The 12396-nt window shown below is 26.9% G+C and carries 11 protein-coding genes; 8 read left to right on the top strand and 3 right to left on the bottom strand.

Annotated features, from left to right (window positions below; translation table 11 throughout):
- The first annotated feature begins 16 nt into the window (after positions 1-16).
- From Q1J78_RS03645 to Q1J78_RS03630, 4 genes are all read left to right on the top strand, one after another.
- Entirely contained in the window at positions 17-817 is an 801-nt protein-coding gene (locus tag Q1J78_RS03645; RefSeq protein ID WP_300278597.1) for an MBL fold metallo-hydrolase, read from the top strand.
- A 311-nt stretch (positions 818-1128) separates the two neighbouring features.
- Positions 1129-1875 carry a YoaK family protein gene (locus Q1J78_RS03640; RefSeq protein ID WP_300278594.1) on the top strand — a complete coding sequence of 249 codons (747 nt, stop codon included), beginning with the start codon at positions 1129-1131 and terminating at the stop codon, positions 1873-1875.
- Positions 1876-1938: 63 nt separating this feature from the next.
- Complete coding sequence (locus Q1J78_RS03635) at positions 1939-2766, top strand: MerR family transcriptional regulator (RefSeq protein ID WP_300278591.1); 828 nt, start codon at positions 1939-1941, stop codon at positions 2764-2766.
- Between the two features lie 83 nt (positions 2767-2849).
- Positions 2850-4205, top strand: a complete 1356-nt coding sequence (locus Q1J78_RS03630) for an MATE family efflux transporter (RefSeq protein ID WP_300278588.1) — start codon at positions 2850-2852, stop codon at positions 4203-4205.
- Between the two features lie 140 nt (positions 4206-4345).
- On the opposite strand, the gene Q1J78_RS03625 is transcribed toward Q1J78_RS03630, so the two are convergent.
- The 3 genes from Q1J78_RS03625 to Q1J78_RS03615 all read right to left on the bottom strand — a co-directional run bounded on the left by Q1J78_RS03625 (position 4346) and on the right by Q1J78_RS03615 (position 7948).
- Positions 4346-5380 (bottom strand): PTS sugar transporter subunit IIC, encoded by a 1035-nt coding sequence (locus tag Q1J78_RS03625; RefSeq protein ID WP_330683247.1) that lies wholly within the window; start codon positions 5378-5380, stop codon positions 4346-4348.
- A 428-nt stretch (positions 5381-5808) separates the two neighbouring features.
- The gene (locus Q1J78_RS03620) at positions 5809-6651 is read right to left on the bottom strand and encodes a response regulator (protein ID WP_300278585.1); all 843 of its coding nucleotides are present in this window, start codon (positions 6649-6651) and stop codon (positions 5809-5811) included.
- Position 6652: 1 nt separating this feature from the next.
- Entirely contained in the window at positions 6653-7948 is a 1296-nt protein-coding gene (locus tag Q1J78_RS03615) for an ATP-binding protein (protein WP_300278582.1), read from the bottom strand.
- Between the two features lie 186 nt (positions 7949-8134).
- On the opposite strand from Q1J78_RS03615, the gene Q1J78_RS03610 reads away from it, so the two are divergent.
- The 4 genes from Q1J78_RS03610 to Q1J78_RS03595 form a co-directional block, all read left to right on the top strand.
- Positions 8135-8836 (top strand): TetR/AcrR family transcriptional regulator, encoded by a 702-nt coding sequence (locus Q1J78_RS03610; protein WP_300278579.1) that lies wholly within the window; start codon positions 8135-8137, stop codon positions 8834-8836.
- 158 nt (positions 8837-8994) lie between these two features.
- Positions 8995-9378 carry a GrdX family protein gene (locus Q1J78_RS03605; RefSeq protein WP_300278576.1) on the top strand — a complete coding sequence of 128 codons (384 nt, stop codon included), beginning with the start codon at positions 8995-8997 and terminating at the stop codon, positions 9376-9378.
- Positions 9379-9775: 397 nt separating this feature from the next.
- Complete coding sequence (grdG, locus tag Q1J78_RS03600; protein ID WP_300278573.1) at positions 9776-11065, top strand: sarcosine reductase complex component B subunit alpha; 1290 nt, start codon at positions 9776-9778, stop codon at positions 11063-11065.
- A 66-nt stretch (positions 11066-11131) separates the two neighbouring features.
- On the top strand, positions 11132-12396 hold a 1265-nt coding region (locus tag Q1J78_RS03595; RefSeq protein ID WP_300278570.1), incomplete at its 3' end, for a glycine/betaine/sarcosine/D-proline family reductase selenoprotein B.

Raw genomic sequence — 12396 nt, 5'->3', positions numbered from 1 at the left:
AAAAAGGAGGATAATTATGAAAATAACAATGCTTGGAACAGGAAATGCTATGGTAACAAAATGTTATAATACAACATTTGTAATAACTGATAAAGATAAATATTTTTTAGTAGATGGCGGTGGTGGGAATCAAATTTTCAACCAACTTGAAAAATCAAATATAGATTGGAAAAATATTAAAGAAATATTTGTAACACACAAACATATAGATCATCTTATCGGTGTAATTTGGATGATTAGAAAAATATGTCGGTCTATGAAAAAGGGAGAGTATATAGGAGATGTAAATATATATGCACATGAAGAATTATCTGAAATTATAAATAGTATTTCATATATGTTACTTAATAAAAAAGAAACTGATTTTATAGGACAAAGAGTGCATATAGTTTCTGTAAAAGATGGAGAAGAAAGAGAAATTATAGGTAATAAAACAGTATTTTTCGATATACATTCCACAAAAGCTAAACAATTTGGATTTAGTATGTATTATGATGAAGATAAAAAACTTACTTGTTGTGGAGATGAACCATACAATGAAGTAGAAGAGAAATATGCAAAAAATAGTAATTGGTTGCTTCATGAAGCATTTTGTTTATATTCAGATAGAGAAAAATTTAAGCCATATGAAAAAAATCATTCTACTGTAAAAGATGCTTGCAAATTAGCAGAAGAATTAAATATAGACAATTTGATTTTATATCATACAGAAGATAAAAATATTAAAAATAGAAAAAATTTATATTTAAATGAAGGTCAAAAATATTTTAAAGGAAATATTTTTATACCAGATGATTTAGAAAGTATAGAATTATAAAAATCTAGATATAGTAAGATTTTGAATAATTTAAACAGTATATTTGTAAAATAAAATAAATGGGAGTATAATAATTTTATTATAAGTAATTTTCTAGCTTTATATAAAAATAGTGTATCAATAATTATTTATTTTAAAAAAATAGATGATTTAGAAGATTTTATAACATAAAAATATATAAGTCGACATAAATAAAAAATTTGTCGGCTTATTTATTGAATATAAAATTATTTTATAAAATTTATAAATATGAAACAATATAAAGTTTAATAAATTATTCGATAAAAATCTATTAGAAAGGGGGCATATTTTTGGATAGCAATAATAATAAAAATGTAAATTCAAAAAAATGTCAAGAAGAGTATCTAGAATGTGAAAAATGGTGGATATTTGCCCTACTTATGTTTGTAGGAGGATTTTACGGTGCTTACACTTATACGATAAGGGGTGGAGTTTTCTGTAATGCTCAAACAGCAAATTTCGTATTACTGTCAATGGCATTAGGAAATATGAATTTTAAAAAAGCAGCGTATTACTTAGTGCCTCTTAGTGCATATTTAGCAGGTACTATACTTTCAGAATCATTAGCACTTTCAATAAAAAAAATGAATATTATAAGATGGGATACAATGCTTATAATAGTAGAAATTATAACTGTTATTATACTTGGATTTATACCAGAAAGTGCACCTTATCAGATAGCTCAAGTTTCTATAAACTTTATAGCATCTATGCAATATAATACATTTAGACAAGCACAAAAAATTCCTATGGCTACAACTTTCTGCACAAACCATGTTAGACAGGTTGGTGTGGCTATTACAAAAGCAATAAGAAAGCATGGAGAAGAACAATATATAAAAAGAATGAGTGCACATCTTATAATGCTTATAATGTTTGTATGTGGAGGAATTTCAGCAACAGTATTAGCTAAATTATTTTTAGGAAAGGCTATTTGGGGAGCATTAATTCCACTTTCAGTAATTTTGATAGATTTGTTATACGCAGATTTAAAAAAGGAAAAAGGAATGTTACATTTAAAACCAAATGGACACTAAAAACTAACTTATAAAAAGATTTCAATAAATTGTAATAATAAAAATAAAAAAGGAAGATAAAATTTGAAAAAGACATATAGTATTTCGGAAATTTCAAAGTTACTAAATGTAACAGTAGATACATTAAGGTTTTATGAAAAAAAAGACATGATTCATCCTAAAATAAATCCAAATAATAAATATAGAATGTATGATATGTATAATGTATTAGAAATTTTAGATATAATATTTTATAGAAATTTAGATATATCTGTTTCTGATATGTATTCTATAATGCATGAAAATGATGAGAAAAAAGCATTAGAATTGTTTGAAAAAAAGAGAATTAATTGCAGAAATAGAATAAAATATGAACAACAACTTTTAAAAAAGTTAGACTATCTTTGTTCTACTATGGGACCTGCAATTTCTGGAGATATGAGTATACAAAATAAACATTTTGAAACTTCTTATATATTATTTGAAGATACTGATTTAGATAGTAGTGCTCAAAAGCTAGTTTTAAAAAATATACCGAGTATTTCTAATGAAGAATTTGTTTTAGGTGCTGTTATCAAAGAATATAATTCTGATTTAACAGAAAAAGCTACATATTATACTATAGAAAAACAGATAGTAGAAGAATTACTTACTGAAGAGTATTTAGAAAACAATAATATGGATTTAAAAACTTATGAAAATGGCATTATAGAAGGATTTGATGCACTTAGTATAGTTGTTCCATCTGAAGGAAATAAGTTAAACAAAAAATATATAGATCTTATAAAAAAATATGCTGAAGAAAATAATATAATACTTGAAAATTATATAATAACACACGAAATAAATACAACAGCATATGCAGATAGACATCATGAATATAAGGAAATATATATAAAAATAAAAAATTAAAAAATTATTCTTTTTCTGTATTGACTTTGGTCTTAGACCATAGTTTACACTTTTCTATGGTGAAAGGAAGGTGTAATATTAATATGAATAAAGAACTAAAAATAGATAAAAAAAGAATTAATAAACAATTTATGCATTATGTAATACCATCAATGATAGCTATGTTATTTAGTGGATTTTACTCAATAGTTGATGGATTATTTGTTGGAAATAGTATAGGGAATGTAGGTCTTGCAGCTATAAACTTAGTTTACCCTATACAAGTTGTATTAAATGCAACGGCTATCGGAATAGGAATTGGTGGTTCAGTATTGGTTTCTATATATAGAGGAGAAGGAAAAGAAAAAGATATGGAACATAGTGCTATGCAGACAATAATGTTACTTGTATTTTTCGGAATAGTACTTCCAATATTTTTCTTAGGAACAAAAGGAATTATACTTAAATTTTTAGGTGCAAAAGGTGCTATTTTTACTGGTGCAGATGATTATATAACTACTATATTATTAGGTGGTATGTTACCAGTACTTGGAAATGGGTTAAATCCTATAGTTAGAAATCAAGGTAAACCAATAAAAGCTACACAAAATATGGTGGCAGGTCTTATAACAAATATAGTACTTGACTATGTATATATATATAGAATGGATTTGGGGATGTTTGGTGCAGCTTTAGCTACTATAACAGCTCAAGGAGTCGTTGCAATAATGAATATAATATATGTTGTAAAGTTAAATCATAAAAACTTTAAAATGGATTATATTCTTCCAAATTTAGCTAAAATAAAGAAAATCATGAAAATAGCAGTATCTCCATTTGGACAGACTATAGTACCATCTATAATAATAATTCTTACTAACTGGAAATGTATAGAATACGGTGGTGATGGAGCAGTAGCTATATATTCTGTAATAAGCTATGTACTTGCTTGTGCACAACTTTTAATACAGGGAATAGGCGATGGAGTACAACCATTATTTAGTTACTATTTTGGAGCTAATAAAGATGAAGAGTTACATTATGTATATAATAAAGCATTTTTCTTATGCTCAGTATTTTCAGTATTTTTAATGTTTTTAACAATGATATTTAGTGTTCAATTAGCAAAATACTTTAATATTTCTAGTGAACTTATGAACGAAACAGCACTTGCATTAAAAACAACATCATTTGCTTATTTATTCTTTGGTATAACTAGAGTTACAAGTGCATATTTCTATGCAACAAATAATACAAAATTTAGTAATTTGTTAATATATATTGAACCTATAGTAATAGCACCTGCAATGCTTTGGATATTTACAGAGTTCTTCAAGTTATCAGGTGTATGGATGGCTTATCCTGCTATTCAAGTAATATTATCATGTATAAGCTTAGTATTAAAAAGTCCAAATTTAAATCATAAAAAAGAATTAAATACAGTTGCTATTGAAGCATAAAAAATATATTAATGAATATGACTATTAAATAATTGATAATAGGTGAAACAATAAAAAGAAGAAACCCTCAGTAAAACTGAGGGTTTCTTCTTTTTAGTAGTGTATAAAATATAAAATTAAGTTTAAAACTTACGATTTAATTATGCAATAACACCAGCTTTTCTTTCAAGATCAGCTTTTGTTATAACTTTATGATTTTTGAATACTTTAGAACCAACTATTCCGGCTAAAGAACCTCCGATTGCTGCAACTACAAGTGCCATTACAACTTTTTTAGGATCATTAAATGCAAATGGTGCTAATAATCCAGGTATTGGAGAAGCTGTACCAGGTGCATTATTTACTATTCCGAAGAATGCTGCACCCATTCCCGCTAAACCTCCACCAAAGAAGTTAGAGCAGAATATAGGAATAGGGTTTGAAGTAACAATTGGTGCTTGAGTAAGAGGTTCTAGCATAACTGCTATGACATTACTTTTATCACCTAATTTTAAGTTGTGGAATATAAATCCATTAGTAAATGATCCACCAAAGCAAGCTATTGCTGCTATACCCATTGCTAGACCTTTAAGACCAAGCATAGCTGTTAGTGCCATTGAACTTAAAGGAGATGTACATATCATTTTCATTATTCCACCAAGTAAGAATCCCATAACAAGTGGTGACTGTTCAGCAGCTGCAGCTATTGTTACACCAATTTGACCTAGTGTAGCATCAACTACTGGAGTAGCACCCATTGCTATAAATCTAGCTAAAGGAGCTATAAGTAAAGTTCCAACTATTAAATTTAAACCTTCTGGTAATTTTTTTTCTACTATAGGTATTATAAATCCAACTATATAACCAGCTACAAAACCAGGAAGTATACCGTAACCACCACAAGCAACACCGGCAACTATTGCAAGAACAGGGTTAGCACCCATTGCTATAGGAACTGCTATTGCTGAAGCAACTCCACCCATTCCTCCTGAAACACTACCGACATCTGCTAAAAAGCTTATACCAAATAAATCTCCTGATATATATTTATGTATTGCTTCTACTAAGAAAGTAGCAACTGCTGCATCAGCCATACCGCCCATTGCAACAGATCCTTTTGGCATCTTGAAACTAAAGAACGAGAAGCCAGCAAGAACTAGTAATAATAAACCAAGTCCAGATAAAATTGTCATCATAAGTTTTCACCTCATATGTATTATAGATTATATTTATAAGAAAATGTTTTCTTATCGTTAAAATGAATATAATATATGAGTTTTAAAAAGTTTCAATAAGTTACAAAAAAAATGAAAAAAAATTAACGAAAAAATCAAAAAAATTTAAAAATTAATACATAAATTTTATTTTTTGATATGAAAAAATTATATAGTTTCTAATAAAGTAAATTTTATTTTATTGTAAAAGAAGTTTTTGATAAAAATAATCGTTTTCTCAGAAATCGAATTAAAGTGTAAAATTTTTATTCATAAAAAAATATATTCAATATTTATTAAAAAAATAACAATTTATCCTTTAGTATAGATTTTTATGTATATAAAAAAGATGTGATTAAAAATCACATCTAAAAAATTTTTGAATAATTAAAATTATTATTAATTTATAGTTAACTCTGTATATACAAGACAAGGGAATTTAAAAAGTTTCTAATTTTTACATTTCCATGCTTAGAGCTTTTACCTCTTATATAATCCATTTCTTTTCTTACTTGCTCAAAATTATAAAGGTTAGTAGAATACTCTAAAAAAACATCATTAGAATAATCTTCTATACCAAGATTTGCCAAATTTATCATACCTGTATTTGCTGCACGTCTAATTCTTTGTTCCATAGATTTTGGATTATCTGTAAATTTGTAACAAAGGTCATGTAGCGTTATATTTTCAATATCTTGATTTTTTTCTATAATATATTCAATAAGAGTTATAATATCTTTACTTCCAATTTCTCCTATAATTCCTAATTTCTGTAGAACAGTTTTTAATTTTGGTAGCCATTTTTTCTCTGATTGACTAGAAGATGAATCATTAAAATTGAGATTAGTATTAAACAGATTTTGAACTGTAGCAATAGTTCTTTTTAAAGTTAAAGAATCTTTTACTTTTTTTAATACAGATTCAACTTCAACACTATTTATAGGTTTTTGAATATAAAATTCAATACCATTTTCATAAGCATCAGAAATCATATCTTTTGAAGAAACTTGAGAAATCATAACAAAGATAAGGTTTTTATTTATTTCGGAAGCTTTTTTTATAAAGGTAATACCATCTATATTAGGCATTAATAAATCTACTATTACTATATCGGCATTTATAACGCTTAAATCTTCAAGAGCATCTTCTGGATTTCCATAAGAACCTATAACTTCACCAATTCCTCTTTCTTCAATTATTAATTTTAGTATTTTTCTTATATTTTTATCATCATCAACTAAATAAAATTTCATTTTAAATCACCTTCAATTCATTTTTTGGTATATCAATTATAAATGATGTATTTCCAGGCTTGGAAATAACATTTATTTTTCCATTAAACTGATTTTCAACGATATCTTTAACTAAATTAAGTCCTAATCCTCTATTAACTTCACCTGTTTCAAAATTTATCTTAGTAGAAAATCCAGGTTCAAAGATTTCATCAATATCTTCAGGATCAATCCCAGGCCCATTATCAGATATTATTATAGAATAAAAATCTTTGTTACATTCTTTTTTAGACACAATACTAAAGTCAATAATAATATTATTGTCAACTGATGCTTCTACTGCATTTGTAAAGATATTTCTAAAAATAGACATAAAGAAATATTCCTTATCAGTATATAATTTTCCATCGTAATTGTTGTTAAAGATAACTTTTTTGCTGCTATTGAATGCTTCATCAGAGGCAGAAGATTCTAAAAGACTAACAATGTCAGAAATATACATACCATCATTTTCTAAATTTAAATCCATAGCTTCTGAAATACCCCTTAAAATAAGTATGTATTCTTTTTTTATTTCATGAATGTCTTTAGCTACATTTAATGCTTCTTTTGAAATTTCTTCATCAATACCTTGATTTTTCATATCATTAAACAATTTATAAGATGAATTCATTGTTTCTTCAATCAAAGCTGTATTTTTTTTCATCCAAATTACTTCGCCATTTAATTTTGATATTAAAAGCATTAATTTTCTATACCTATGAGCATGTTCTTCTTTCATAAAAGTAAGGTGATACTTTTTTAAAAATGTAATCAAAGCCCAAATTATAAAAGATCTAGAAATTGCTACAACAATAATACATAATTGGCTATCAAATTTAAATGTATTTAATCCAAACCTTAAAATTAATTCTACTAAATTTGCAAGATAGTCCATAAAAATAAACCAAATTATATCTGAATCATTTGATAAAATATCTTTCTTCTTTCTAGAATATAAATATATTAGAAATCCATATGCTAAATAGAAAAATGATTCAGGAAGACAGTCTAACACATTTTCTTTATGAAAACCATATTGTAGCCAAGGAAAAGCAATTCTAGTTATAAAAACACCAATTGATGAGAAAATACTTACCGACAAAATTGGAAAATCTTCAATTAAAAATAAAAATACAGGAAATGTAATTATACCTATTGAGATTTTGAAATTATTTAAAAAAAGATTCATCTTAAATTGTGCAGCAAGTACAGTGATTAATCCAAATATTACAGTAGTTTCAAAAAAGCTTTTCTTATTGATTATTTTGTATATCATATTTTCTCCTTGTATTGAATTGTATCAAATTATATCAAATTATATTTTAACACGATAAACGTATTAATAAAAGTTTATGAATTATATAAATTATATTTTAATATTTAAATTAATTATTATAACGAAATAAATTAACTTACATAATAATCTATCAATATGATATTATATTAGATGTAATAGAATGGAGTGATTAGTTTGAAAAATAATTCTGATAATACATATTTTAAAGATTTAAATAGAAAAGATTATATAAAAAAAACATATGAAATTATAAAAGAAGAAGGGATAAAATCAATTTCTATTAGAAGAATAGCTAAAGAAATGGGTTGTAGTTCAACGTGTCTATATAGATATTTTAAAAATTTAGATGAGTTACTTTTTTATGCACAGATGGGATTTTTAAATTATTATCTAGAGGATTTAGAAAAAGCATCTAAAAAATGGAAAACTGTATGGGACCAACACCTCGGAGTTTGGGAATGTTATACAAGAGCAGCTTTTAGATACCCTGAAGCATTTGATATTATATTTTTACATGAGAATAGTAAAAATTTAGATACTGCTATTGTAGAATATTATCATATGTTTCCCGAAAATTTAAGTGGATTTAAAACTCACTTAAGAAAAATGCTTGAAACACCGGATTTTTATGAAAGAGATTTTGAAATGTGTAAACAATGTGTTGAAGAAAATAATATTAGTTTAGAAAATGCGAAGAAGATGAACCATATGGAATGTACATTATATATGGGATATTTAAAAGATATTTTAACTAATGGGATAGATGAAAATCAGATAGAAGATAAGGTAAAAGAATTTGTAAGAGATGTAAGAGATATTGCTAATTTTTATGCAGATGAATTTGAATATACTGGAGATATTATATAAAAATTAAGTTGTAAATATAAATAAAAAATAATGTCGATATGATGAATGATTTTTCGTATAGAAACAATAAATATTTTATGATATTATGTTTTTGGGTATGATTTTTCTAAATTAAAATTCATCAAAATAAAAATGAATTAAAATTGGAGGAAAAGATTATGTTTGAAAAAGAAAAATGTATAATAGTTACAAATAATGATAAAGTTTTGAGAAAATATCAAAATTCTATAAAAATAAAATTTGTAGAAAGCTATGAAGAGGTTCTAATAACAACAAGAAATTTTATATTTGATAGACATAGGCTTTTAACTCACCCTCAAGCGAGCAGTCTAAAACCAAATCAAACACCGTTTAGATCTATAATAGTCTATCCATCTGACAATACTAACAATTTAGATGATGTGATGATGATAGAAAAAGCTATAGAAGTGTTTGAAAAATTTAGAAAAATAAAAGAAATCCCTAAATATGAAGATAAGATAGCAGATGACTATAAAACTATAGATTTATCAATAATAGATAATGTAATTCCTAGATTGTAAATAAAAATATAAATTTGTAGAAAATGTATAAATTGGATTAAAAAGTTTTTACAAAAATATAATACAGAAGCCATTGTATTTTCCATTGAAAACAAAGAAGTTCAAAATAGTAAAATAAAGTTTTAGTGGTAAAAAATAATATTAATAATATCTAAAAATCTATATTTTTTTTATATAAATATTAATCAAAGAATAACTTTTATTTATAAAAATAATTCTGAAAATTCAATGATAAATCCTAGACAAACATTTTCCTTTGTGATACTATTTAGGTATAGAAAAATTCTATACCCAATAAAATAAAATTTAAATAAGATTGGTTTTTAATATTTTTTTTAACCAATCAATTTTTTAAACTTTATGTTATCACGATAACAAAATAAAAGGAGGTAGCTACATGAAATTAGAATTAGGAAAAATACATATTGATGACATTCAGTTCGGAGAAGAATTGTGTGTTAAAAATCACACTCTTTTTGTAAACAAGCAAGAAATTATTGATTTAGTTTTAGAAGATGATAAGATAATTGATTGCAAAGTCGAACTAGCAAAACCAGGAGAATCTACAAGAATAACTCCAGTAAAAGATGTTATAGAACCTAGAGTAAAAGTTAGTGGTGGTGGAGAAATTTTCCCAGGTGTAATAGGTAAAGTTAATCCAACAGTTGGAAGTGGAAGAACTCACGCTTTAGATGGTGCATGTGTTATAACAGTAGGTAAAATAGTTGGTTTCCAAGAAGGTGTAATAGACATGAGTGGACCAGCTGCTGATTATTGTCCTTTTTCTAAAACTCAAAATATATGTGTAGTTGTCGAACCAAAAGATGGTCTAGAAACTCATGTATATGAAAAAGCTGCTAGATTAGCAGGACTTAAAGTTGCAGCTTTCATTGGTAAAGCTGGAAAAGATGTAGAACCAGATAGCATAGAAGTATTTGAAACTAAACCAATATTTGAACAAGCAGCACAGTACCCAGATTTACCAAAGATAGGGTATGTTCATATGCTACAATCTCAGGGATTACTTCACGATACATTTTATTATGGAGTAGATGCAAAACAGATAGTGCCTACTTTTATGTATCCAGAAGAGATAATGGACGGTGCTATAGTTTCAGGTAATTGTGTTGCTCCTTGTGATAAAGTTACAACTTATCACCATTTCCATAATCCAGTAATAGAAGATTTATTCAAAAGACATGGAAAAGAACTTAATTTTATGGGAGTTATATTGACAAATGAAAATGTATTTTTAGCAGATAAAGAAAGACATTCTGATATGGTAGCAAAATTAGCTGAATGGATGGGACTTGATGGTCTTCTAATAACTGAAGAGGGATATGGAAATCCTGATACAGATTTAATGATGAATTGTAGAAAAGTTGCAAATAAAGATATAAAAGTAGCCATAATAACTGATGAATTCCCAGGAAAAGATGGAAAATCTCAGTCATTAGCAGATACTTGTGAAGAAGCAGATGCAATGATTTCTTGTGGTCAGGGAAATGCAGTACTCCATTTTCCTGCTATGGATAGAATAATAGGTATGACTGACTATATAGAAAATCAAATCGGTGGTTGGTCAGGATGTATGAACGAAGATGGAAGTTTTGATGCAGAACTTCAGATAATAATAGCATCTACAATAGCTAATGGTTTCAATAAATTAGCAGCTAGAGGATATTAAAGTAAATTATTCAATTATATAAAAATAGTATTGAGATATTAATTCTACGAAAGGGGATATATCATTATGGCAAAGTATAAAATAGTTCATTATATAAATCAGTTTTTCGCTAATGTAGGTGGAGAGGAATTAGCAGATTATAAGCCTGAGTTAAGAGATGGAGCAGTAGGACCAGGAATTAAACTTGCAGAATTATTAGGAGAAGATTATGAAATAGTTGCAACTATAATTTGTGGAGATAACTATTTTGGAGAAAATCTTGATGAAGCTACAAATACTGTTATTGAAATGGTAAAAAAATGTGCTCCAGATGCAGTTGTAGCAGGTCCAGCATTTAATGCAGGTAGATATGGTGTTGCTTGTGGTACAGCTTGTAAGGCAATAGAAGAAAATTTAAATATACCAACAGTTACAGGAATGTATTTAGAAAATCCTGGAGTAGATATGTTTAGAAAAGATTTGTTAATAGTAGATTCTCCAAACTCAGCAGCAGGTATGAAAAAAGTTCTTCCTAAAATAGCTAATTTAGTTAAGAAATTAGTAGAAAAAGAAGAAATTTTAGGACCAAAAGAAGAAGGATATATAGAAAGAGGAATAAGAGTAAATTACTTTGCAGAAAAAAGAGGTTCTGATAGAGCTATAGATATGTTGCTTAAAAAAATAAATGGAGAAGAATATGTTACAGAATATGAAATGCCAGTATTTGATAGAGTAGAACCTGCAAAACCTCTTAAAGATATAAAAAATGCTACAATAGCAATAGTAACATCTGGTGGTGTAGTACCTACTGGAAATCCAGACCATATAGAATCTTCAAATGCTACTAAATATGGAGAATATAGTATAGCAGGAAAAGATAGTATGAGTTCTGAAGAATTTACAACTATACATGGAGGATACGACAGACAGTTTGTTATGGACAATCCAAACCTTGTAGTTCCTCTAGATGTATTAAGAGAATTAGAAAAAGAAGGTGCGTTTGGAAAACTATATGACACTTTCTTTACAACAACAGGTACAGGAACAGCAACAGGAAGTGCTGCAAAATTTGGAGATGAAATAGGTAAAAAACTTGTAGAAAATGGTGTAGATGCAGTTATACTAGTTTCTACATGAGGTACTTGTACTCGTTGCGGTGCAACAATGGTAAAAGGTATAGAAAAATATAAAATACCAGTAGTACATATGGCTACAGTTGTTCCTATATCATTAACAATAGGTGCAAATAGAATAATACCTGGTATTGGTATACCATATCCTCTAGGAGATCCAACTCAAGGAGAAGTTGATTCTAAGAAGATAAGAATGAATATGGTAAAAAGAGCATTAAA

The sequence above is a fragment of the Peptacetobacter sp. genome, assembly GCF_029264495.1.
Classification (GTDB): domain Bacteria; phylum Bacillota; class Clostridia; order Peptostreptococcales; family Peptostreptococcaceae; genus Peptacetobacter.
This window is presented reverse-complemented; position numbering and strand designations above follow the sequence as displayed.